This is a genomic window from Zunongwangia endophytica (genome assembly GCF_030409505.1).
GTDB lineage: Bacteria > Bacteroidota > Bacteroidia > Flavobacteriales > Flavobacteriaceae > Zunongwangia > Zunongwangia endophytica.
On the sequence record NZ_JAUFPZ010000002.1, the window covers coordinates 3,541,548 to 3,565,227 of the forward strand.

The 23,680-nt window shown below is 35.8% G+C and carries 22 protein-coding genes and 1 pseudogene; 20 read left to right on the top strand and 3 right to left on the bottom strand.

Annotated elements, in window-relative coordinates:
- Window positions 1-12: 12 nt before the first annotated feature.
- The 19 genes and pseudogenes from gcvH (at window position 13) to tsaB (ending at window position 17,076) form a co-directional block, all read left to right on the top strand.
- On the top strand, window positions 13-393 hold the full coding sequence (gene gcvH, locus QWY91_RS15470) for a glycine cleavage system protein GcvH (protein ID WP_290236407.1): 381 nt from the start codon (window positions 13-15) through the stop codon (window positions 391-393).
- 13 nt (window positions 394-406) lie between these two features.
- Window positions 407-772 carry a VanZ family protein gene (locus tag QWY91_RS15475; protein ID WP_290236408.1) on the top strand — a complete coding sequence of 122 codons (366 nt, stop codon included), beginning with the start codon at window positions 407-409 and terminating at the stop codon, window positions 770-772.
- Window positions 773-834: 62 nt separating this feature from the next.
- Entirely contained in the window at window positions 835-1,557 is a 723-nt protein-coding gene (locus QWY91_RS15480; RefSeq protein WP_290236409.1) for an energy transducer TonB, read from the top strand.
- 111 nt (window positions 1,558-1,668) lie between these two features.
- A complete protein-coding gene (locus QWY91_RS15485; protein ID WP_290236410.1) occupies window positions 1,669-3,798 on the top strand; it encodes a gliding motility protein RemB in 2,130 nt (709 codons plus the stop codon).
- 90 nt (window positions 3,799-3,888) lie between these two features.
- A complete protein-coding gene (cyoE, locus tag QWY91_RS15490) occupies window positions 3,889-4,791 on the top strand; it encodes a heme o synthase (protein ID WP_290236411.1) in 903 nt (300 codons plus the stop codon).
- Window positions 4,782-5,363 (top strand): cytochrome c oxidase subunit 3, encoded by a 582-nt coding sequence (locus QWY91_RS15495; protein WP_290236412.1) that lies wholly within the window; start codon window positions 4,782-4,784, stop codon window positions 5,361-5,363. The genes cyoE and QWY91_RS15495 overlap by 10 nt, the downstream gene beginning before the upstream one ends.
- A 49-nt stretch (window positions 5,364-5,412) precedes the next feature.
- Complete coding sequence (locus tag QWY91_RS15500) at window positions 5,413-6,393, top strand: cytochrome c oxidase subunit 3 (protein ID WP_290236413.1); 981 nt, start codon at window positions 5,413-5,415, stop codon at window positions 6,391-6,393.
- Between the two features lie 20 nt (window positions 6,394-6,413).
- A complete protein-coding gene (locus QWY91_RS15505; protein ID WP_290236414.1) occupies window positions 6,414-6,779 on the top strand; it encodes a cytochrome C oxidase subunit IV family protein in 366 nt (121 codons plus the stop codon).
- Between the two features lie 85 nt (window positions 6,780-6,864).
- Window positions 6,865-7,506: a hypothetical protein gene (locus QWY91_RS15510; protein ID WP_290236415.1), complete on the top strand. Its 642-nt coding sequence runs from the start codon at window positions 6,865-6,867 to the stop codon at window positions 7,504-7,506.
- A 27-nt stretch (window positions 7,507-7,533) separates the two neighbouring features.
- On the top strand, window positions 7,534-8,274 hold the full coding sequence (locus tag QWY91_RS15515) for an SCO family protein (protein ID WP_290236416.1): 741 nt from the start codon (window positions 7,534-7,536) through the stop codon (window positions 8,272-8,274).
- Window positions 8,271-8,810 carry a DUF420 domain-containing protein gene (locus QWY91_RS15520; protein WP_290236417.1) on the top strand — a complete coding sequence of 180 codons (540 nt, stop codon included), beginning with the start codon at window positions 8,271-8,273 and terminating at the stop codon, window positions 8,808-8,810. The genes QWY91_RS15515 and QWY91_RS15520 overlap by 4 nt, the downstream gene beginning before the upstream one ends.
- 12 nt (window positions 8,811-8,822) lie before the next feature.
- Window positions 8,823-9,062, top strand: coding sequence for a hypothetical protein (locus QWY91_RS15525; protein WP_290236418.1), 240 nt, complete (start codon window positions 8,823-8,825; stop codon window positions 9,060-9,062).
- 109 nt (window positions 9,063-9,171) lie between these two features.
- A complete protein-coding gene (locus QWY91_RS15530) occupies window positions 9,172-9,873 on the top strand; it encodes an ABC transporter ATP-binding protein (protein WP_270062543.1) in 702 nt (233 codons plus the stop codon).
- Window positions 9,866-11,112, top strand: a pseudogene (locus QWY91_RS15535) (ABC transporter permease). The gene QWY91_RS15530 and the pseudogene QWY91_RS15535 overlap by 8 nt, the downstream one beginning before the upstream one ends.
- A 1-nt stretch (window position 11,113) precedes the next feature.
- Window positions 11,114-12,379, top strand: a complete 1,266-nt coding sequence (locus QWY91_RS15540) for an ABC transporter permease (protein ID WP_290236419.1) — start codon at window positions 11,114-11,116, stop codon at window positions 12,377-12,379.
- Between the two features lie 29 nt (window positions 12,380-12,408).
- A complete protein-coding gene (locus QWY91_RS15545; RefSeq protein WP_290236420.1) occupies window positions 12,409-13,527 on the top strand; it encodes an efflux RND transporter periplasmic adaptor subunit in 1,119 nt (372 codons plus the stop codon).
- A 61-nt stretch (window positions 13,528-13,588) separates the two neighbouring features.
- A complete protein-coding gene (locus tag QWY91_RS15550) occupies window positions 13,589-15,031 on the top strand; it encodes a TolC family protein (protein WP_290236421.1) in 1,443 nt (480 codons plus the stop codon).
- An 85-nt stretch (window positions 15,032-15,116) separates the two neighbouring features.
- On the top strand, window positions 15,117-16,394 hold the full coding sequence (locus tag QWY91_RS15555) for an efflux RND transporter periplasmic adaptor subunit (RefSeq protein WP_290236422.1): 1,278 nt from the start codon (window positions 15,117-15,119) through the stop codon (window positions 16,392-16,394).
- Between the two features lie 19 nt (window positions 16,395-16,413).
- Complete coding sequence (tsaB, locus tag QWY91_RS15560; protein ID WP_290236423.1) at window positions 16,414-17,076, top strand: tRNA (adenosine(37)-N6)-threonylcarbamoyltransferase complex dimerization subunit type 1 TsaB; 663 nt, start codon at window positions 16,414-16,416, stop codon at window positions 17,074-17,076.
- A gap of 9 nt (window positions 17,077-17,085) precedes the next feature.
- Here the strand turns inward: tsaB and QWY91_RS15565 are convergent, their stop codons facing one another.
- Both QWY91_RS15565 and QWY91_RS15570 read right to left on the bottom strand, forming a co-directional pair.
- Window positions 17,086-17,979, bottom strand: coding sequence for a mechanosensitive ion channel family protein (locus QWY91_RS15565; protein ID WP_290236424.1), 894 nt, complete (start codon window positions 17,977-17,979; stop codon window positions 17,086-17,088).
- Between the two features lie 72 nt (window positions 17,980-18,051).
- Window positions 18,052-20,094, bottom strand: coding sequence for a thioredoxin domain-containing protein (locus QWY91_RS15570; RefSeq protein WP_290236425.1), 2,043 nt, complete (start codon window positions 20,092-20,094; stop codon window positions 18,052-18,054).
- Between the two features lie 229 nt (window positions 20,095-20,323).
- On the opposite strand from QWY91_RS15570, the gene QWY91_RS15575 reads away from it, so the two are divergent.
- Window positions 20,324-22,588: an inorganic phosphate transporter gene (locus QWY91_RS15575; RefSeq protein WP_290236426.1), complete on the top strand. Its 2,265-nt coding sequence runs from the start codon at window positions 20,324-20,326 to the stop codon at window positions 22,586-22,588.
- A gap of 76 nt (window positions 22,589-22,664) precedes the next feature.
- On the opposite strand, the gene QWY91_RS15580 is transcribed toward QWY91_RS15575, so the two are convergent.
- Window positions 22,665-23,597 (bottom strand): NifU family protein, encoded by a 933-nt coding sequence (locus QWY91_RS15580; RefSeq protein ID WP_290236427.1) that lies wholly within the window; start codon window positions 23,595-23,597, stop codon window positions 22,665-22,667.
- Window positions 23,598-23,680 lie beyond the last annotated feature (83 nt).

Here is a 23,680-nt window from a genome sequence, read left to right on the forward strand (position 1 = left end):
TAAAACATAACTATGAATATTCCAGAGGATTTAAAGTACACCAGAGACCACGAGTGGGTTAAAATCGACGGTGACATTGCAACTGTAGGTATCACAGATTTTGCACAGGGAGAGTTGGGAGATATTGTTTACGTTGAGGTAGAATCTGTAGACGAATCTTTAGACCGCGAAGATGTATTTGGTACCGTAGAGGCTGTAAAAACAGTTTCAGATCTGTATTTGCCCTTAACAGGTGAGATTGTTGAATTTAACGACAGTCTTGAAGATGAGCCGGAAAAAGTGAATAACGATCCCTATACAGATGGTTGGATGATCAAAATTAAGTTTTCTGAAATTTCTGAACTGGAAGATCTTCTTACTGCAGAAGAATATAAAGAAATTATCGGTGGTTAAACTTGCCTTTTTTTTGGCAGGAGGATACACGGCAACGCTGCTTTTTTTCTCGTTGTATAAAATTACACCAGAATTTGAAGTAGGAGGGTTTAGTGTAACCGATAAGATGCTGCATGCATCTGCCTATTTAATGTTATTTGTATTTTGGAATTTGGCTTTTTTTCTGAAATCCAATACAGAAACATCATATAAGTCGACAATAGTAAAAATAAGTTTAGCTTGTATTTTCTTTGGTATGTTAATTGAGGTCTTACAAGGGACGCTCACTAGCTACAGACAAGCAGACTGGTGGGATGTTGTCGCAAATTCAACCGGTGTTTTAATAGCATCATTTCTTTTTTTAGCTTTTGAGCGACCACTCAAAAAGGTTAAAAACTGATATTTGTTTAATTTTTTGGAAAAAATATTTATTTTAGCAAACCTTATTAATCAATAACCATTATGGAACCTAAGAAAAATCCTAAAGCAGATTTGTCCAGAAGAAGCGTATTGTTTCTTCAATTAGGTCTAATATTGGTTCTTTTTGTAACCTGGCAGGCTATCGAATGGAAGACTTATGAAAAGTCTGATATCGATACCGGAATGGTGCAGATGGATCAATTAGAAGACGAAGAAATTCCAATTACTCAAATGCAAAACACGCCTCCACCACCACCGCCACCACCACCGGCGCCAGAGGTAATCGAAGTTGTGGAAGACGAGGAAGAAGTAGAAGAAGATGAAATCGAATCTACAGAAACCAGTCTTGAGGACATCGTAGAGGTAGAAGAAGTTGTTGAAGCACCTTCTGAAGAAGAAGTTGCAGATGTTCCTTTTTCTGTAATTGAAGATGTGCCAATTTTCCCAGGCTGTGAAAATCTTAAAAACAACGATGAGCGTAAAGCTTGTATGAGTGAAAAAGTTCAGAAATTTGTAGTGAAAGAATTCGATACAGATTTAGGTTCAGAACTTGGATTATCAGGTATTACTCGTGTAATTGTGCAGTTTAAGATTAACAAGCAAGGAAAAATCACAGAGGTTAGAGCTCGTGCTCCACACCCTAGATTAGAGCAGGAAGCAGCTAGAGTAGTTAATAAACTACCTAAAATGCAACCAGGTAAACAAAGAGGTAAGCCAGTAGGTGTTGTTTACTCGCTACCAATTGTTTTCCAGATTCAGGATTAAAAAATTACATTTTATAATATTTTTAAGAAATCCCGGTAAATCCGGGATTTCTTTATTTCAGGATAGCTTTAAATAGCGTATCTTTCGACCCGAAAAATCTTTTATCCTGATATGAAGTATCTTCTACTTCCAATTCTATTCTTCTCTTTTTGTGGTTTGTATTCTCAGAATGCTGAGGTTTATCCCGTTTTTCCAGAATGCGATACTGTAAACTATAATTCTTCTGAAGCTTGTTTTAATGCTACTTTGACTGAATTTGTGGTAGAGCGTTTTCAAGTGCCTTCTACTTTACAGGAGAAAAGCTATAACGGACAAATTACGGTAATTTTCGAAGTTAGCAGAACCGGTACTTTTCGTGTAATGTATGTTGATGCAGCTTACGAAAGCTTAAAAGAGGAAGTGGAAAGAGTATTTTCTCTTTTGCCGCAAATTCAACCGGCAATGTACAATGCCGAACCTACTTATATGCAATTTCGATTGCCTATTAATATTCCTCTGGAAAGCAATCTAATACAAGAAGTGCGAAGTGAAAATATCACTTCGGTAGATGCACCCATAATTGCTCAGCAGAACAGAGAAGATTTGAATGAAAACGAATTGGTAAAAGCTGCTAACGAATACGATTCAATAAAATCTAAAATTTTCACTAACCCGCGCTATGATAGTAATATTAATATTCCGCTTTCTCACGAATATTATTCTAGATTCGATGCGGCACTGAATCAGATAGGGACAAACACACATACGGCTTCAAAACCATTTTTATTTAAAGATGTTTCCAAATATTACGATTTAGAGGAAGACTCAAGACGTTTATTTCAGGATCGAAAAACATTAGTGGGTCGTAAAATCTGGAATGAGCATATGGTTCGCTTTGAAGCCGATGATTATTGGTTTACTTTCGATTTTGCTTTAGATCTTCAGTTAGGTAAAGATTTTAATGACGATAGTAGGGATTATACTTACAATAATACTCGAGCGGCTATTTTTCAGGGTGGTTTAGGAAAGAATCTAAATTTCTACGCGGTAGTTTATGAAAATCAAGGCCAGTTTGCTGGATATTACAATAATTGGGCAGAGTCTCTTAAACCAAACGGCGGCGATCCTGCTATTATACCTTCACGAGGTATTGCAAAGCCTTTTGGCGATAATGCATACGATTATCCGGTTGCTGAAGGTTATGTTTCTTATAGTCCTTCAAAATTCTTCAATGTTCAGTTTGGGCATGGTAAAAATTTTATCGGTGATGGTTATCGTTCTCTTTTAATGAGCGATGTTGCTTCTCCTTTTCCTTATCTAAAATTGGATACTGAATTTTGGAAATTGAAATACACAAATATATGGATGTCTTTACGCGATGTACGTCCAGAGGTTAATGAGGACGGTAGTTTTAAAACTAAATACATGGCAAACCATTATTTAAGTTTAAATGTTAGCAAACGTCTTAATATTGGTTTGTTTGAGTCTGTAATTTGGGAAAGTGATAATGATCGAGGCTTTGATCTTAATTATTTAAATCCTGTAATTTTTTATAGAGCTATAGAGTTCTCTACCGGTCCTAACGGAGGTAATGCTCTAATTGGTCTTACGGCAAAATATAAAATCAATAATCAGTTGAACGCCTATGGCCAGTGGATTATCGATGAGTTCTCTTCTTCTGATATTTTTGGAGGTGAACAGAGTTGGAAAAATAAACTTGGCTATCAATTGGGATTGAAATATTATAATGCTTTCGACGTACCTAACCTTTTTCTTCAGTTAGAATACAATCAGGTTCGACCTTATACTTATTCCCATAGAAAACCCGTTTTAAACTACGGTCATGCCAATCAATCTATGGCGCATTTATGGGGCGCGAATTTTAGAGAACTAATTGCCATTGGTAGGTATAAAAAAGATCGTTGGTACGGAATGGCAAAAATGATTTACGGAAAAAGAGGTTTTGATTATAATTCTTTTGAAGATCCTTTTTCGTATGGAGAGAATATTTACCGAAGTTATAGAGAAAGACCTTTTGATGATGGTGTGAAAATAGGGCAGGGCAATACCGGGATTTCCTTTTTTGGTCAATTAGAGGCAGGGTATATTATTAACCCTGAAACCAATTTGAAGCTTTACGGTAGTTTTATTTATAGAAATATGAATACCGATTTGAATACACTAACTAACTTCGATATTTCTACTACCTGGCTTAACCTCGGAATACGTACAGATATTTTTAACTGGTACTACGATTACTAGACTTTTAAGCTTGCTAAAAAATTAACAATTGTACGGCCTTGCCAAAACCTAATTAAGGAGTATCTTTGCGCCAATTATAAAGAATAGTTTTTGAGCAGCGCAGGCGTACATAGTACTTCCCCTTCAATATTATCGGATTTTAAGGAAATAACCAAAATGCGTCTGGCTATTAGCGTGGTTTTTTCTTCGGTAGCCGGCTATTTCTTAGGTGCTGAGACAGTTGATTTTGTAACGGTACTTCTTCTTTCTATTGGCGGTTATTTTATGGTTGGTGCATCTAATGCCTATAACCAAATAATTGAGAGAGATCTGGATGCGTTGATGGATAGGACTAAAAACAGGCCTATTCCAGCAGGTAGAATGTCAATTACCAATGCATTTATCATTGCCAGCCTGTTTACAATTTTAGGATTGGTGGTGTTATATATTATTAATCCTAAAACAGCGATGTTTGGGGGTATTAGTATATTCTTATATGTAAGTATTTATACTCCACTAAAAACAAAAACACCATTGTCTGTTTTTGTCGGTGCATTTCCGGGGGCTATTCCATTTATGTTGGGATGGGTTGCAGCATCAGGCAGTTTCAGTATAGAATCTGGAACATTATTTATGATCCAGTTCTTTTGGCAATTTCCGCATTTCTGGGCAATTGGATGGTGGTTGTACGATGATTATAAAAAGGGAGGCTTTTTTATGCTTCCTACAGGAAAAAGAGATAAAGGAACAGCAATACAAGTAATTTTATATAGCGTTTGGACAATATTGGTTTCGTTAATTCCGGTTTTTGGAGTAACAGGGCGATTGTATCTTACACCAGTTTCAGGAGTTATCATTTTAATACTGGGACTAGGTATGCTTTATTACGCCGTTAGGCTTTTTAAATTGAAAACAGCAGATGCGGCAAAACGTTTAATGCTGGCTAGTGTTTCATATATTACTTTATTGCAAATTGTTTATGTTTTGGATAAATTTATAAGAGAATGGATTTAACAAGAGGAAGCGAACAGGATAGAAGAAATCGCGCAAAGAAGATGATGCTTCTATTTGCGATTATTAGTATGGTGATGATGTTTGCAGGGCTTACTAGTGCTTACGTTGTAAGTAAAAGTAGACCAGATTGGCTTACGCAATTTGAGTTGCCTCAATCTTTTTTATGGAGCACGATTGTTATTGTGGTTAGTAGTATCACGATGTTTTTAGCTAAAAAGAATATAATTGCAGGAAATAGAACTAATGGTACCGCTTTTTTAATAGGTACTTTAGTCTTAGCTTCAGTATTTGTAGTGTTTCAATTTCAGGGTTTTGCGAGCATTGTGGAAGCCGGTTATTATTTTACAGGTAGTGAAAGTACAATAACCACAAGTTTTATTTATGTGCTTGTTTTGGCGCATTTAGCCCACTTGGCGGGAGGTTTGATTGTTCTTTTGGTGCTAATTTATAATCATTTTAAACAGCGCTACTATAACGGGCAAACACTTGGATTAGAGCTAGGTGCAACTTTTTGGCACTTCCTTGATCTACTGTGGGTTTACCTGTTTTGCTTTTTATATTTCTTTAGATAATAAAATTGCGTATTTTTGCGCATCACTTAAAATTAAATGACTTCTTCTTATGGACGCTACTGTTGCTAGAACAGGTACCGAAGGTAAAACTTGGGGCGGTGGTAACCAACCACTTGGAGCCAGCTATGGTAAGTTGATGATGTGGTTCTTCATCCTTTCCGATGCACTTACATTCACGGGGTTTTTATCAGCTTACGGGTTTTCCAGATTCAAATTTGCAGATTCTTGGCCAATACCCGATGAGGTTTTTAATCACTTTCCTTTTTTACATGGAGTAGACGCACCAATGTACTATGTTGCATTAATGACGTTTATTCTTATTTTCTCTTCTGTTACTATGGTATTAGCGGTAGATGCTGGCCACCACATGAAACAGGGGAAAGTAACTATTTACATGTTTTTAACCATTATCGGAGGTTTAATCTTCCTTGGTTCTCAGGCATGGGAGTGGAGCAACTTTATTTCCGGAGAATATGGAGCGTTGACTTCTAAGGGGGGTAAAATTCTCCAATTTGTAGATGGTGAAGGTCATCGCGTAGCCTTAGAAGATATAGCTGTAGCACACGAAGGAGAAAGAATAACGCACGCTGAAAATACAGGTGTTTGGTTCGAAGGAGAATCAACAGTTTCCGATTTTACACTTGAGGAGATTAAAGAAGGCTTTGCAGCTAACGATAATCTTTACATAAGAACGCTGGATTTTAACGAAGAAGGAGAAAAGGTAATTTTATCCAGAGACGAATCTCAAAATTGGTTAGATAATAATGCAGTTGGTATTGTAGAAGGAGCAAATTTAACTGAGAACGAATACGGCCCGCCCTTGTTCGCAGATTTCTTTTTCTTTATTACTGGATTCCACGGTTTTCACGTACTTTCTGGAGTAATCATTAATGTGATTATTTTCTTCAACGTAATTGTTGGAACCTACGAAAGAAGAGGAAGCTATGAAATGGTAGAGAAAGTTGGTTTATACTGGCACTTTGTAGATTTAGTTTGGGTATTCGTATTTACTTTCTTTTACCTTGTTTAATTTTTTGAATCGAAGAGATTATGGCACACGATAATACAGCACATCAGCACGAATCAAGTACAAAAAGAATCTGGCAGGTTTTCGCTATTCTTTCTTTAGTAACCATTGTAGAGGTAATATTAGGTATTTTAAGACCTCCTTTTTTAACCGAAACAACGGTAATAGGTATGCACCTATTAAACTGGATATTTATTATTCTTACGTTATACAAAGCATACTATATCGCATGGGCATTTATGCACATGGAGCATGAAACTAAAGGTTTAAGAAGAGCCGTAGTATGGTCTGGTATCTTTTTAGCGATATATTTAATCTTTATACTCTTAACCGAAGGTGGTTATATTTATGAAGTTTATGAAAACGGTTATATAGCTTGGGATTTTTAATAAAATCCAAAAGTTAAAATGTTAAGAAAAGGCGGTTTTGTAAAACCGTCTTTTTATTTTTGTACTGCTTTCCTGAAACGGTGTTATGAAGAAATTTTTTGTCCTTACAGTACTTTTTGCACTTCCGATTATAGCCTATCTTTTTTTTGCCTCGGGCAAGAATAATTTTGCCAGATTACCGGTATTAACCGAGAATGTAACAGAAGTTTCTAACTTATCTACTTACAGTGGCGATACAGTTTCTCTTAAAGATCACATAAGTGTTGTTGCCTTCTTCGGAAATAATCTAGAAGATTTTAGAGGAAATACCTTCAATTTGGATAAGAAAATTCTTGAAAAATATTATGGATTCGATGATTTTCAATTCGTAATTATACTTCCTGAAAGTGCTAGAGAAGACGCTGCTGCTTTTGCTGAAGAATTTGAAGGTATAACGAATGCTGAGGAATGGAAATTTGTTTTCGGTTCTCCTCAGGAAATTGAAACTATATTTAAAAGTTTCGATAGTCCTTATCAACTTTCTGGTAATGGATACTCTCCTTACGTATTTATTATCGATAAAGCAGGGAATTTACGCGGCAGGGACGATGATAACGATGAAGATCTTTATGGTTACGATTCAAGAGATATTGCTGAATTGACGAATAAAATGAATGATGACGTAAAGGTGATTTTAGCTGAATACAGATTGGCTTTGAAAAAGAATAACGCAGAACGAGAATATTAGATTTTTATAAAATCAAATGTAGTTTAAATGAAAAAGAAATATTCGTACATAGGAGTTGCGATAGTGATTTTGGTTTTTGGGATAATTTTTATTCCTAAAATTATTGATAGAGTTAAGGATGGGGAAGTAGTTACCGCAGATCGATTGAATAAAGAAGGAACAAAAAAGGTTTCAAGAAATACTCCTGAAGTTGGTTTTATTGAATTGAATGGAGAAAAAAGGAAGGCGCCTGAATTCGAATTCATCGATCAGAACGGCGACACTATCAGCAATGAAGATTACTTAGGTAAAGTTTATGTTGTTGAATTTTTCTTTACAACATGTCCAACGATTTGCCCTGTAATGAGCGAAAATCTGGTGGAAGTTCAAAATGAGTTAAAATCTTACGAAGATGAATTTGGGATAGCTTCTTTCTCAATAGATCCAAGCCATGATACCCCTGAGGTTTTAGCTGAATACGCCGATCGTTACGGAGTAAGTAATCCAAACTGGCACTTAATGACGGGAGATCGCGACGAGATTTATCAATTGGCCAACGCAGGCTTCCAAACTTATGCGGGTGAAGATGCAAGCGTAAAGGGCGGTTTTATACATTCTGGGATGTTTGCTTTAATCGATAAAGATGGTTTTATACGTTCAAGAAAAGATAAATTCGGTAATCCTTTAATTTATTATAGAGGATTTGTAGAGAGAAATAAATCGATTGCAGAAGGTGAAGAAGAACCTCAAATCGATATGTTAATTGAAGATATCAAAACATTGTTGTGAAAAAAGCTTTAACTAAAACAGACAAAATAGCAATACCGGTAATCATAGCCTTATCAGTTTTAATACCGATAGTGGTGCTAATCTTAATGAATTTACCAGAAAGGTATAATCTTTTAGGAACAGAATCCGGAACTTTTCCTCTTTTCCATGCAGTGCTGAATGGATCTACCGCCGTTTTGCTTTTAGTGGGATATTTTTTTATGAAAATAGAAGAATTCAAATTTCATAGAAACGTAATGATCACTGCCTTTCTTTTATCTTCTGTGTTCTTGGTAAGTTACGTGATTTCAAAAATTAGTAATGAACCCGTACATTATGAAGGTGAGGGAATGTTAAAGTATGTATATTATTTCATCTTAATAACACATATAGCACTTTCAGCAATCATAATTCCGCTAGTATTATTTACGATGTACCGCGGTTTAACTGCAGAGTACGAAAAGCATAAAAAAATAGCTAGATGGACATTTCCTATTTGGCTTTATGTAGCTGTAACTGGTGTGTTGGTCTATATTTTTATGTTTCCATATTATTAAAAAGCAATTAGTATGAATATAAGAGCTAATAAGAAATCGATATTCTCAATTCTAATCATATTTTTTATTCCGTTTATTTCTAGCGCCCAATGTGCTATGTGTAGAGCGGTATTAGAAAGTGAATCTTCTCAAAATGCAGCTGAAGGGATTAACGATGGAATCCTATATTTAATGGTTTTTCCTTATTTGCTCGTTGGCGGATTAGGCTATTATATTTATCGCTCTTATAAAAAAAACAAGCAACAGTCTTAAAATTGATTTTATTTCTTAATAATTTTAAAAATTAGTGTAACATTTTGTGAAGATTTTAGTCTTATGGTTATAGGCAGTCATTTTGCTTCTAACCATCACTCAAAATGTTATGATCGAAATTAAAGATTTACACAAATCTTATAAAACGGGTAATAACTCTCTCCATGTCTTAAAGGGGATAAATTTTAATGTTGCTGAAGGGGAACTCGTCTCTATCATGGGCTCTTCAGGATCTGGTAAATCTACGTTACTTAACATTCTTGGGATGCTCGATGAAGCAGACGAGGGATCGTATACTTTAGATGGTGTTGCAATTAAAAATCTCAACGAAAAAATAGCCGCTCGTTACCGAAATAAATTTTTAGGATTTATTTTTCAATCCTTCAATCTTATCAATTATAAATCTGCAGTAGATAATGTTGCGCTTCCACTTTATTACCAAGGAATAAAACGTGGGGAACGAATGGATAGAGCTGAAGCTTACTTAGAAAAGGTGGGCCTCGCCCAATGGATGCATCATTTGCCAAATCAACTTTCTGGTGGACAAAAACAGCGCGTTGCAATCGCCAGAGCTTTAGCAAGTGATCCTAAAGTGCTTTTAGCAGATGAGCCTACCGGTGCTTTAGATACCAAAACTTCCTATGAAGTAATGGATCTTATTCAGAAAATAAACGATGAAGGAAGAACTATCCTTATCGTAACCCACGAGCATGATATTGCTGAAATGACCAAGCGAATAGTTAACCTGAAAGACGGTTTAATTATCGATGATACTAAAGTTAATCAGGTAAGAGCACTGCAAAATGTTTGATTTAGAGCGCTGGCAGGAAATATTCGAAACAATAAGCAAAAATAAATTGCGTACGTTTTTAACCGGACTTTCAGTAGCTTCTGGGATATTTATTCTTGTAATTCTTCTTGGTATTGGAGAAGGCATGAAACATGGTATTGAAAAAGAATTTCAATCGGATGCTGCAAACGTGATTTATGTTTATCCCGGGGTAACTACCAAAGAATACAAAGGATTAAATCCTGGGCGAAGTATTCAGATGAAAAATGAAGATTACGAATTTACAAAGCGAGAAAATAAAGACGAGTTAGAACTTAATTCTTCTATTTACCGAATATGGTCTGGAATGGTAACCTATGGTAAAGAGTCTGGTTCTTATAGAGTAGAGGGTGTCTATCCAGATTATCAGTTTCTTGAAAACAGTAGTATGGTTCAAGGGCGTTTTCTTAATCATAAAGATATTCAGGAATCTACAAAAATTGCTGTGATTGGAAATCGGGTAAAGATTGATCTTTTCAAGGATTCAGACGATGTTGTTGGTCAATACGTAGAAATTTCAGGAATCAAATTTCAGGTAGTTGGTGTTTACACAGATCCCGGGGAGAAAGAGAAGAGAGTCGAGTTTTTGTTCCCATTAAAACAGCTCAAAAAGTTTTTAGCGGTGGTAATGATGTCGACTTATTGAGCTTCACATTAGAGCCTAAGGATACTTACGAAGAAGCTCTTGCCGCTTCGAATAGTTTTACAGATAAGGTAGAAACCTATTTAAAAGGAAAGCATACGGTAGCTCCAGATGATAACAGTGCCATAAGAGTAAACAATATGCTAGAGAATACTAAGCGTTTTTATGATCTTATGGGAATGATCAAGATGTTCTTTTGGGGAGTGGGTATCTGTACCATCATTGCCGGTGTGGTTGGTGTAAGTAACATTATGCTAATTATCGTAAAAGAACGAACTCGTGAGATTGGTGTAAGAAAAGCTTTGGGAGCCGAGCCACTTTCGATTATAGGAATGGTGCTTCATGAATCTATTTTTGTAACCTCCTTTGCCGGGTTAACGGGATTAATTTCAGGATTAATTTTGTTAGATCTAGCCGGTCCTTTAATTCAAACAGATTTTTTGTATAACCCAACGGTTGATTTTAACGTTGCGCTATCTACAGTTGTAATATTGATAGTTGCGGGTGCCTTAGCAGGTTTTTTTCCTGCATATAGGGCAGCACGAATAAAACCAATTGTAGCTTTAAGAGACGAATAATATGTTTAGTAGAGATCGCTGGGATGAAATTATAGAGGCATTAACCTCCAATTGGTTTAGAACATTGCTAACCGCTTTTGGTGTATTATGGGGGATATTTATACTGGTAATACTTCTGGCTGCCGGTAAAGGTTTAGAAAACGGAGTAAAGCAGGGATTTGGTGACATGGCAACAAATTCAATGTTTATGTGGTCTAGGACTGTTTCTAAATCTTACAAAGGACTTCCTAAGGGAAGAGAATATAATTTTAAAACCAGTGATGTAGAGGCAATAAAACAAAATGTGCCGGGCTTATCAATTGTTTCACCTAGAAATCAATTAGGAGGTTTTGGTGGCGCTAATAATGTAGTTAGAGGTCTTAACAGCGGTGCTTATAATGTTTATGGGGATTATCCTGAAATTATTAAGCAACAGCCAATGGATATAACTTCCGGGAGATTTGTTAACTATTCAGATATTCAGGAAAAGAGAAAAGTAGCGGTTATCGGTGAAGGCGTAAAAGATGGTTTGTACGATTTAGATGAAGAAGTTTTAGGATCTTACATCAAAATTAACGGAGTTAACTTTATGGTGATCGGTACCTACAAGAAAAAAGGAAGCGGTGGCGGAGATATAGAAGAGCAACAAAAAGAAATTTACGTGCCTTTTTCAGCATATTCTCAAGCTTTTAATATGGGAGATGTTGTGGGTTGGATGGCAATTACTGCAGATGACGATCATTCTATTACCGAGCTTAAAAGCCGAATTTTCGATGTCATTAAAACGAGACATACCTTGCATCCAGACGATGACAGGGCAGTGGGTAATTTTGATTTATACGAAGAATATAGTCGAATAAACGGACTGTTTGTAGCACTTCGATTTGTTGCCTATTTCGTAGGTACGCTTGTGTTGCTTTCTGGTATCATTGGTATTAGTAATATTATGCTAATCGTAGTAAAAGAACGTACTAATGAAATTGGAGTTCGAAGAGCTTTAGGTGCAAGCCCCTGGAATATTAGAGGTCAAATTTTACTAGAATCGATATTTTTAACGATCGTTTCTGGAATGGTAGGGATTATACTTTCTACCATAATTATTTTTATCATCAACAAAATTTTAGATGGGATGGATACTTCAGAGATGATGTTTGCTAACCCATCAGTAAATATTGGGATTGTTTTAATTGCTTTGGCGATTTTAGTGATTTCAGGATTATTAGCAGGATTAATTCCGGCGCAAAACGCAATCAAAATAAAGCCGGTAGACGCTTTGAGAACCGAATAGAACCAAACCAACGATAAATACAATCAAAAATGAAAAGAACAGTTACCATCATTATTCTAGCCGTAATTTTTATAGGCTTTTTGGGTTCGCTGTATTACTACTTTCAAAAAGGTCAGGAAGATCCTATAGTTTATCAAACCGAGCAGCCATCGACTCAAACTATCACTAAGAAAACAGTCGCTACAGGAAATATAGTTCCTTTGGAAGAAATTCTTATCAAACCTAATATTAGCGGAATTATCGATGAAATTTATGTTGAAGCAGGAGAATCTGTTGAGGCGGGAGACTTAATTGCGAGAATTAGAGTAATTCCTAATGTGACTTCGTTACAAAGTGCAAAAGATGCAGTGGCGACAGCAAAAATCAATCTAGATAATCAAAAGAAACTTTACGATCGTCAAAAATCTTTATTTGATAAAGGCGTAATCTCTGCGAATGATTTTGATAATACTGAAGTTGCTTACCAAAGAGCAGAGCAAAATTATAAATCTGCTCAGCAAAATTTTGATATTGTAAAGACAGGAACAACTAGTGGGATAGGTGTTGCAGCCAATACTTTAATTAGAAGTACCGTAACCGGGATGGTTTTAGATGTGCCGGTTAAAACGGGAAATCAGGTAATTGAATCTAATAATTTTAACGACGGAACTACCTTAGCAACCTTAGCTGATGTAAATAAAATGATCTTTGAAGGAAAGGTAGATGAAAGTGAAGTTGGAAAAATAAAAGAAGGTTTACCGCTTGAAGTTACTGTTGGTGCGATCGAAAATAAAACTTTCGATGCGGTATTAGACTATATTGCTCCAAAAGGAGTAGAGGAAAATGGTGCGATTCAGTTTGAAATTAAAGGAACTTTAGATAAAGCTGATGCTACTTTTATCAGAGCAGGGCTTAGTGCAAATGCTTCCATTATTCTTGAAAAGGCAGAAGATGTACTTTCAATAAAAGAAGCACTGGTTCAGTTTGATTCCGATTCACAAGAGCCTTATGTAGAAATTGAAACCGGAAATCAACAATTTGAGCGTAAAAACATTCAACTTGGCGTTAGCGATGGTATTCATGTAGAAGTAAAAAGCGGAATTGATAAAGACGCTAAAATTAAGGTTTGGAATCAATTGAAACCTGCACAAAATGTTGCTGCAAATTAAAAAATAATAGTTTTTGTAACATCTCAACTTTTCATTAGACATATCAATTACAATATTAATTATGAAGAAATTTAGTTTTTTAACCATTTTACTTTTCGTTGGGTTCATCACCAACGCACAGGAGAAAAAATGGACTTTACAAGAATGTGTTGAATATGCATTAGAGAATAACATCTCTGTAAAGCAATCTGAGCTTGATGTCGAAGCTTCAGAAATCGATAAAAAAGATGCGATTGGTAATCTTTTACCTTCTATTAACGGAAATGCCAGTAATTCCTGGAATACAGGTTTAACTCAGAATGTAACCACAGGGGTTCTTGAGAATCAAACCACAAGAAACTTTTCTGCAGGAGTAACGGCAAGCATCAACTTGTTCGACGGACTTCGTAATTACAAACAATTACAGCGCGCAAAATTATCTAAACTTGCAGCGCAGTATTCGCTTAGCCAGATGCAGGACGATATTACCCTAAATGTTGCCAACTCTTATTTACAAGTACTTTTTGCAAAGCAGGATCTAGAGGTGTTAAAATCTCAGAATAGTGTTACTCAAGAGCAATTAGAGCGAACGCAACAGTTAGTGGATGCAGGTTCTTTACCAAGGGGAGATCTTTTAGAGATTAAGGCTACAGATGCCGATGAGAGACAACGAATTATTGTAGCACAGAACAACATCAGGATTTCTTTGATAAGTCTTGCACAAACCCTTTTGATCAAGGATTACGAGAACTTTGATATTGTAGAGTATGATTATGATATTTTTGGAGCTGAGATTTTAGATAATTCAGTTTACGATATAATTGAAAGAGCAAAAGAAGAACGTTCTGAAATTAGAATTGCTGAAGCGAATAAAGAAATTGCTCAACAAAACGTTGAAATTGCGCGTGGAGCTTATATGCCGACTTTGGGAGCTTTTGTAAATTATAATACCAGAGAAACTGGAGCAAATAGAATTGAGTATTATGATTCTCCAGAAACTTCCATTACTGAGATTGGTTATGTAGAATCTACAGGAGAACGAGTAGTGGCAGAGTCTAATAATCCTGCGGTTCCAATAGTAACAGGTCCACGTCCTTTTATCGATCAGTTATGGTTAAACGACGGAATGTCTTATGGATTCCAATTGAGCGTTCCTGTATTTAATGGATTTGCGACTAGAAATCAGGTGAAAAGAAGCAAGATAGACGTGCGCAGAGCAGAGTATCAATTAGAGCAGGCAGAACTTGATCTTGAAGCAAATGTTTATCAGGCTTACGTAGATGCCACTGGTGCTTTTGAAGCTTACGAAGCGGCATTAGTTGCAGCAGAATCTCAGGAGCAAGCGAACGAATATGCTACAGAGCGTTACGATGTTGGATTAACAAATGCATTCGATTTTAGCCAATCTAAATTACGTTTTGAAAATGCACAACGTGAGGTGATAAGAGCTAAGTATGATTATATTTTCAAATTAAAAGTATTGGAACTTTATTTTGGAGTTCCTGTTTCAGATTTACGATTTTAAATTGATCCCGGGGGGGAAGATTTATATTAATAATAGATCATCTAGGATTGATGGTTAAAAATGATTGCGTTTAAAAATTTTATAAATGAAAAAGAAAACTCTTTTTATCATTCTTGGAGTAGTAGTATTGCTAATTGTATTACTTGTTGTAGGTAAAAAATCGGGAATGTTCGGTAAGAGCGGTAATTTCAAACAGATTGAAGTTGCAGAAATTAAACCTTTAGATATTGTAGAAACAGTATCTGCTACCGGAAAAATTCAGCCAGAAGTTGAAGTGAAGTTATCTTCTGAAGTTTCAGGAGAGATTATTGAACTTCCTATTAAAGAAGGACAACAAGTTGCAAAAGGTGATCTTTTGGTTCGTATTAACCCAGATCTTTACCAGTCTAGCTTGCAACGTTCTCAAGCCAGTATGGAGAACACTCGTGCAAATTACGCACAATCTCAGGCTAGTTTAAAACAAGCAAAAGCCGATTACGAGCGTAACAAAACTTTATTCGATAAAGGAGTTATTTCTAAAGCAGAATGGGACGGTATTGTGTCTAATTACGAGGTAGCCGAAGCAAGCAAAGAATCTGCTTATTATAGTATGCAAAGTGCAGCGGCGACAGTTACCGAAGCTCAGGATAATCTAGGGCGTACCACCATTTATGCTCCTATGGACGGAACCATTTCTAAATTGGATGCTGAATTAGGGGAACGAGTGGTAGGAACACAACAAATGGCCGGTACCGAGATTTTACGTGTAGCGAATCTTTCTAATATGGAAGTTGAAGTCGATGTAAATGAGAATGATATTGTAAAAGTTGAAGTAGGAGATTCTACAGTTGTTGAGGTTGATGCGTATTTGAGAAAAGAATTTAGAGGAGTGGTTACAGAGATTTCTAATTCGGCAGATAGTGAATTAACAACAGATCAAGTAACCAATTTCAAAGTTAAAGTTCGAATTTTAGAAGAATCTTATCAGGATCTTTTAGAGGGGCATGATGAAAATTACTCACCTTTTAGACCAGGAATGACGGCTACCGTAGATATAATTACAAATCAAAAAAATAGCGTGATTGGGGTGCCAATTAGTGCTATTGTCGTAAAATCAGACACGATATCTACTAAAGTAGCAGCGGCGCCTTCAGCAAAAGAAACAGATCCTTCTAAACTTTTCGAATGTGTCTTTGTTAAGAATGGAGAAGAGGCTAAATTGCGCGTTGTAAAAACCGGTGTTCAGGATGATTCTAATATTCAGATTACAGAAGGTCTGAAGGAAGGAGAAACTGTAATTACTGGTCCTTATAATGTAGTAACAAAAACGCTTAAGTCTGGAGATAAAGTTGAGGTTACAAATAGTAGTAACAGCGAAGACTAGCGTTTAAAAATTTAGAAAATTGGCTATAATTCTTTGTTTGGAAACGGCAACCACAAACTGTTCGGTTGCCTTGTGTGAAGATGGAAAAGTAATCGCTTTAAAAGAAGATAACAGCAAAGGCTATTCGCATGCCGAAAAGCTTCATGTCTTTATTGACGAGATCCTCAAAGAAAATCAGCTTAAAATCGATAATCTGGATGCGGTAGCCGTAAGTAAAGGCCCGGGATCTTATACAGGATTAAGAATAGGTGTTTCTACCGCAAAGGGATTATGTTTTGCTCAGGATATTCCGTTAATTTCAGTGCCTACGTTAACTTCTTTAGCTAAAAAAGTAACTCCGCAAGAAACAGAACAGGTTATCGCTATGCTTGATGCCAGAAGAATGGAAGTCTATTCCGCAGTATTCGATTCAGCATTTAACCAAGTTAGAGCGACAGAAGCACAAATACTTTCCGAAGAATCTTTCGGTGAAGAATTGTCAAAAGGAAAAGTTCATTTTATAGGAAACGGAGTCGCAAAGTTTAGTGAAATTTGTGATCATCCTAATGCTCAGTTTATAGAGGATGAGCTTCCTTCAGCAAAAGAAATGTGTGCAATAGCCTATGATAAATACAAAATAAGCGACATGGAAGATGTCGCTTATTTTGAACCTTATTATTTAAAGGATTTTGTAGCAGGATAATCTGCTTTTTTATTCAGATTTGCCTTCAGCGCTATCTTTAGATTTTTCAGACTCTTTTAAAACAGTCCCTTTCATCTTAGTTTGATCGTAAAGATAAACATCTCTTTGTGGGTAAGGAATCGTCATACCTGCTTCTTCCAGTCTTATTTTACCTTCTTCTAGCATATACCAGTGGATATCCCAGAATACACTGTTATCAGCGAAGTATCGAACATAAAAGTTAACCGAGCTGTCACCTAGTTCACCAACCAATACTTGTGGCGCAGGATCTGCTTCGATACCTTCTTGCTCTTTAACAAGATTCATTAATACCTCTTTAGCTTTCTTAATATCATCATCATAAGAAATACCAAAAGTCATGTTCTCACGACGCACGCCATTTACAGTATAATTTACGATGTTATCATTGGCCAGGCTACCGTTTGGAATAACAGCTTCCTGATTTCCGAAGGTATTTAATTTGGTATAAAAAAGATTTACTTCTTTTACACTTCCAGAAACTCCCTGAGCTTCAATCCAATCTCCGATTCTAAAAGGTTTTAAAATAATAATTAAAACACCTCCTGCAAAGTTTGATAACGATCCCTGTAATGCAAGACCGATCGCTAAACCTGCAGCACCAAGAATGGCTACTAAAGAAGTTGTTTCAATTCCTACTTGAGAGATAGCGACAATGATCACTAAAATTTTCAAAGCCCACTTCACCAATGTAGTTAAAAAGCCTTCTAAAGCGGGATCGTATTCTCTCTTTTGAAGGGCAGCTTGCATGAATTTCACTACACGTTTTACGATCCAAAAACCAATAATTAGGATTAAAATCGCTGCAATTAAATCGGGTAGAAAATCAATAAATTTTTTAGCGTATTCTTTCGCTAAATCAGAAAAGTCGTTTAATTTATCCATAGTTTTTTAGTAGTTTCCACAAATAGAATAATTTTTTACAGTAAATGCGAGCATTATTTAGTTTAAATTTTGTTAAACCAGCGCTATTTTGTTTAAAATGCTCCTTAAATCCTCATCTGGTAGCTGACATTTGCCTTCTTCACATAAATAAAGTAGTGTCTTTTCTTTAACCAATCTATTTGACAGTAAAGGCAGTGCGCTTTCAGTTTTACTTCCTGAGATTATCAAATTTGGGTTATAATTTTTCTGAATTTCAGTTTTATATTCCATCGATTTATCTCCAAGAATGGCAAGTTCATAAAATGGATTACTCATACTCATATAAAGGTGTAGCCAATTAGAATATCCCATTGGATAAGAATCGATCTTTTCTGAAATAATTTTAAGCATTTTGATTGCGATATCTTGATATTGAAGATTTCCTAATAATTTGCTTAACCTGAATAAATTATTTGCCATTGCTGAATTAGAAGCCGGGATCACATTATCTGTAAATTCTATCGGAGTACTTATTAAAGGATCGTCATCTAAAGAAGTGAAGTTAAAAAGGCCATTTTCGTCATTATAAAGATTAGAGATACTATATTGAAGCCAATTTTCAGCATAATCAATCCATTTTTCATCGAAAGTCGCCTCGTATAGTTTGATGAATGCTTCTATCGAAAATGCATAATCTTCAAGATATCCATTAATTTTACTTTTTCCATTTTTATAGGAATGATAAAGTCGGAAATCTGGATTACACTGGTTTTCAATAATGAAATTAGCGTTTTTAGTAGCAATTTCTAGAAACAATAAATTGCCAGTAGCAGCGTAAGCATCAACAAAACCTGTGATGGTAAGCGCATTCCAGGAGGTAAGTGTTTTGTCATCAAGACCAGGCTTTTCCCTTTTTTTTCTTGCTTCTGAAAGAATATCAGTCCATTTCTGTTTTTTACTCTGAAGTTCTTCTAGCGAGATTCGATGTTTTTCAGCGAAATTTTTGTCGGCTTCAGTTTTATAAAGAATATAATTTCCGTTTTCCCAGTAACCTTTTTCATTAATATTGAAATAAGAAGCAAATAGATCGTAATCTGAAATTAGTAGTTCTTGTAGCTCTGCTGCTTTCCAGGTGTAGTAAGCTCCTTCTTCCTGCTTTCCATTTTCATTTTTAGAGTCGGCATCTAAAGCCGAGTAAAATGCTCCCGTGGTATCGGTAAGTTCATTTTGGATAAAATTGGCTGTTTTTTCGATAATCTCTTTGTACCAAGGATTCGAAGTAAGTTTGTACGCTTTACTATAAACGCTTAGCAATTGTGCATTGTCATAAAGCATTTTCTCAAAGTGCGGTAAATGCCATCGTGCATCTACAGAATATCTGGAAAACCCACCATCCACATGATCGAAAGTTCCGCCGAAAGAAATTTTATCGAGTGTATGAAGCACATAATTTTCTAATTCTTCATCTTTAAATTGATAGGAATAGCGCAATAAGAAATCAAGATTAGTGGGCATCATAAATTTTGGAGCATTTCTACTTCCGCCAAGTTTTACATCCAGATGTGGTTTCCAGATTTCGATAAAGTTTTTTAGACGTTCCTGAGAAAATTCGAGTGCATTTTCACCAATTTCAAGTGTATTTAATCGATGTAATCCTTTTTCAAGTTTTTCAGCATAATTAGTTAATTGCTCGGGTTCTTTTTCGTAAATCTGTCTGATCTGGCGCAAAGCACTAATCCATTGTTCTTTTCTAAAATAGGTGCCACCCCAAACAGGCCTTCCGTCTGGTAATGCAACAATATTCATTGGCCAGCCGCCACTACCGGTCATTATTTGTACGGCCTGCATATAAACTTGATCGATGTCTGGTCGTTCTTCACGATCAACTTTTATAGAAATATAATGCGCATTCATGATATCAGCAACCTCGTGGTCTTCAAAACTCTCGTGCTCCATTACATGACACCAGTGACAAGCCGAATAGCCAACACTTATAATGATTAGCTTATTACTCTGTTTTGCCTCCTCTAATGCCGTTTTATTCCATGCTCTCCAATCGACTGGATTATGGGCATGCTGAAGTAAATACGGACTAGTTTCATTTATTAAATCATTAGTAAACTGCGGGGATTCCATAACCTATTTTTAATAAAAGGTAGTAAAATTTAAAAGTTTTGGTGCAATGAAGTTTAGATAACTTCACGTTCGTAATGACAATCTAAAGAGTAGATCATTATATTTGTCGCTCAAAATCAGCACAAAGCCTATATTTTTAGGGTAGTAATTAATTAAAGTTTTGGTAACCTTGGAGCGCTTTTAATTTGAAAAAAAAGAAAGACTTTTGCTGGTTGAAAATATAGGATTTATGGAAGATGTTTATATTGTAATGCTAGTGGCCCTTCTCGCGCTAGCCATTACAGATTTGGTGGTAGGAGTGAGTAATGACGCCATCAACTTTTTGAATTCGGCTATTGGGTCTAAAGCCGTTTCAATGCGAACCATTTTAATCGTTGCCAGTATCGGGGTAGCCGTAGGAGCGATATTTTCGAGTGGTTTGATGGAGGTCGCCAGAAAGGGTATTTTCCTGCCTCAGCAATTCTATTTTGAGGAAATCATGATCATTTTTATGGCAGTAATGATTACCGATGTGCTGCTGCTCGATTTCTTCAACTCTATTGGTCTTCCTACTTCTACGACGGTTTCGATCGTTTTCGAATTGTTGGGAGCGGCTGTAAGTATTGCTATAATTAAGATTTATAAAGATGGGGGCGATTTAGGATTGCTAACTAACTATATAAATACCAGTAAAGCGACAGAGATTATTATAGGTATTTTAATGGCGGTAGTTATCGCCTTTATTATAGGACTGCTGGTTCAGTACATATCAAGACTTATTTTCTCTTTTCAGTTTGAAAAGAAAATGAAATACGTAGGCGGTGCTTTTGGTGGTGCTTCTTTAACTGCGATCCTTTATTTCATTCTTATAAAAGGTCTTAAGAGTGTTACTTATCTTTCAGAAGAAACTTTGAATTATATCAATAACAATACATTCATAATTATACTCATTGGTTTTGTTGTATTCTCGATTATCAGTCAGCTTTTGATGAGTATTTTTAAGCTGAATATTCTTCGAGTAATTATCGTGATAGGAACTTTTGCCTTGGCTTTGGCTTTCGCCGGTAATGATTTAGTGAACTTTATTGGAGTTCCAATCGCAGCATGGCAGTCTTTTACGCTGTGGGAAGCTGCGTATCAATCTTCAGGAACATTGCCTTCAGAATTATTGATGAGCGGATTAAGTGGAAGTGTGCCTACACCAGAGTTTTTATTGATCATAGCAGGTGGTGTTATGGTAGTTACCTTATGGTTTAGTAGCAAAGCAAAAGCAGTAGTAGAAACAGGAGTGAACCTGGCAAGACAGGGAGATGGAGTAGAGCGTTTTGAACCAAATTGGCTTTCTAGAAGTATTGTTCGCTATTCTGTTATCGTTAGTGGAGCCGTTTCTACCGTAGTTCCTAAAGTGATTAAAAACAAAATAGATAAGAAATTTGAAAAGCCAGAGAATACATCCAGAACCAAGCGTTTAGATGCTCCGGCTTTTGATATGGTTAGGGCTTCTGTAAATCTGGTGGTGGCTAGTATTTTGATCTCGATAGGTACAAATCTTAAATTACCATTGTCAACAACCTATGTGACTTTTATGGTGGCGATGGGTTCGTCTTTGGCCGATAGAGCATGGGATCGTGAGAGTGCTGTTTATCGTGTTGCAGGAGTACTTAATGTAATTGGGGGTTGGTTCGTAACCGCTTTGGTGGCATTTACAGCTGCGGCATTATTTGCATGTATAATTTATTACGGAGGTACTATTGCTTTAGCAGTTTTAATCATTTTAGCTGTAGTTCTTGTAGTTAGGAGCGGAATAGTGCATTCTAGGAAATCTAAAGAGGAGAAGAAAAATAAACGATATAACCGTACTGATATCATTACAATTAATGAAATTACTACGGAAACTTCAGAGAATATTTCTAGCGTTATACATGGGATTAATAGAATGTATACTAAGACTGTCGACAATCTTGGGTATCATGATCTTGGTAAGCTGAAGAAAAATAATAAGGCTATAGGAAAGCTTGAAGAGGAAGTAGACGATTTAAAAGGGAATATATTTTACTTTATTAAATCCCTTGATGATGACTCTGTTGAAGCCAGTAAGTTTTATATTTTGATATTAGATTATCTTCAGGATATGACGCAGTCCATTGCATTTATTACCAGAAATAGCTATAACCACGTGCATAACAACCATAAAAATCTGAAGTTTAATCAAATTCGGGATTTAAAGAAAGTCGACGATCGTATGCAGGTATTATTCGATGATATTGAGCATACTTTTAATAATCATGAATTCGGAAAAATAGATCAAATCCTGACGGATAAACAGGAATTGCTGGATTATGTTTCAGATTTAATTCAGAAGCAAATTAATAGAATTAGAACTTCAGAGACCAGTCCTCGTAATACCAAATTATACTTTGGATTGTTATTGGAAACTCGTGATTTGATAACGTCTACGATGAGTTTGTTGCAATTATTTCAGGACTTCTATCGTGAAGCGAAGAGTACTTTGTAATTAAGGTACTTATTAAACATAAAAAAGCCGCTTAAAATTTTTAAGCGGCTTTTTTATGTTTTAATTTCCGAAGAAACTATCCGTTAACAGCTTCCACGTAATCTACTTTTCCTTTTAGCATATCACGAAGCATTGTTTCGATTCCACTCTTTAAAGTCATTGTTGACGAAGGGCAACCGCTACAAGCACCTTGCAGAATAACTTTTACGGTTCTTGTTTCTTCATTATAAGAATCGAATAAAATATTCCCTCCATCACTGGCAACCGCTGGTTTGATATATTCTTCTAAGATCGCCACAACTTGTTGAGAAGTGTCGTCTAAATGATCAATATTAATTTGTGGTTTAGGAGCTGCTCCTGTGTTTTCTGTTGATTTTTGCTCTCCTGTAGAAGTTGTAACTGCATCGTTGTTTAAAACTGAATTGCCCTCCTGTATAAAATTACGGATAAACTCGCGCAATTCCATCGTGATCTCTTCCCAGTTAGCAACATCGTATTTGTTTATACTTACGTAATTTTCGTCAATAAAAACTTCTTTTACAAATGGGAAATGAAATAATTGTTGCGCTAGGGGTGAGTCCTTTGCATCGTCGATATTTTTAAACTCTGCCGCATGAAGCACAAGCTTACGATTGGCAACAAACTTCATCACTTTTGGGTTAGGAGTACTTTCAGCATAAACCGTTACGGGAATATTCTTCTGCTCAGCATCGTCACTTTTAATAACGATTCCGCCTTTGTTCAGGTACGTTTCAATTTGTTCAGCTACTTCCTGTTCTACCTCCGGCCATTCTACAATATCGTATTTTTCAATAGCGATAAAGTTTTGCGAAATATAAACTGTTTTCACAAAGGGAAGATAAAATAATTGCTGCGCAATTGGAGATTTTGCAGCCTCATCAATATTTTTAAATTCGAAATTCTCGTGTTTGGTTAAAAATTTGTTAGCTTCAAATTTAACAATTTGAGATTCTGTAGTATGTTGTATATTAATTTCGTAATTTTCCATTATTCTTAATTTTTGGCAAAAATACTAAACAAAACTTATCTTGTAGATTTATTGCCTAACTTATATAATATTGCAAATATAGT

Excerpts from the sequence above, each read along its gene's own strand:
- QWY91_RS15550 (WP_290236421.1), top strand. The coding sequence starts at position 13,589 with ATGAAGAAATTTAGTTTTTTAACCATTTTACTTTTCGTTGGGTTCATC.
- QWY91_RS15480 (WP_290236409.1), top strand. The coding sequence starts at position 835 with ATGGAACCTAAGAAAAATCCTAAAGCAGATTTGTCCAGAAGAAGCGTA.
- QWY91_RS15570 (WP_290236425.1), bottom strand. The coding sequence starts at position 20,094 with ATGGAATCCCCGCAGTTTACTAATGATTTAATAAATGAAACTAGTCCG.
- QWY91_RS15530 (WP_270062543.1), top strand. The coding sequence starts at position 9,172 with ATGATCGAAATTAAAGATTTACACAAATCTTATAAAACGGGTAATAAC.
- QWY91_RS15540 (WP_290236419.1), top strand. The coding sequence starts at position 11,114 with ATGTTTAGTAGAGATCGCTGGGATGAAATTATAGAGGCATTAACCTCC.
- QWY91_RS15495 (WP_290236412.1), top strand. The coding sequence starts at position 4,782 with ATGGATTTAACAAGAGGAAGCGAACAGGATAGAAGAAATCGCGCAAAG.
- gcvH (WP_290236407.1), top strand. The coding sequence starts at position 13 with ATGAATATTCCAGAGGATTTAAAGTACACCAGAGACCACGAGTGGGTT.
- QWY91_RS15485 (WP_290236410.1), top strand. The coding sequence starts at position 1,669 with ATGAAGTATCTTCTACTTCCAATTCTATTCTTCTCTTTTTGTGGTTTG.
- QWY91_RS15575 (WP_290236426.1), top strand. The coding sequence starts at position 20,324 with ATGGAAGATGTTTATATTGTAATGCTAGTGGCCCTTCTCGCGCTAGCC.
- QWY91_RS15515 (WP_290236416.1), top strand. The coding sequence starts at position 7,534 with ATGAAAAAGAAATATTCGTACATAGGAGTTGCGATAGTGATTTTGGTT.
- QWY91_RS15580 (WP_290236427.1), bottom strand. The coding sequence starts at position 23,597 with ATGGAAAATTACGAAATTAATATACAACATACTACAGAATCTCAAATT.
- QWY91_RS15555 (WP_290236422.1), top strand. The coding sequence starts at position 15,117 with ATGAAAAAGAAAACTCTTTTTATCATTCTTGGAGTAGTAGTATTGCTA.
- QWY91_RS15565 (WP_290236424.1), bottom strand. The coding sequence starts at position 17,979 with ATGGATAAATTAAACGACTTTTCTGATTTAGCGAAAGAATACGCTAAA.
- QWY91_RS15500 (WP_290236413.1), top strand. The coding sequence starts at position 5,413 with ATGGACGCTACTGTTGCTAGAACAGGTACCGAAGGTAAAACTTGGGGC.
- QWY91_RS15545 (WP_290236420.1), top strand. The coding sequence starts at position 12,409 with ATGAAAAGAACAGTTACCATCATTATTCTAGCCGTAATTTTTATAGGC.
- QWY91_RS15525 (WP_290236418.1), top strand. The coding sequence starts at position 8,823 with ATGAATATAAGAGCTAATAAGAAATCGATATTCTCAATTCTAATCATA.
- QWY91_RS15505 (WP_290236414.1), top strand. The coding sequence starts at position 6,414 with ATGGCACACGATAATACAGCACATCAGCACGAATCAAGTACAAAAAGA.
- QWY91_RS15510 (WP_290236415.1), top strand. The coding sequence starts at position 6,865 with ATGAAGAAATTTTTTGTCCTTACAGTACTTTTTGCACTTCCGATTATA.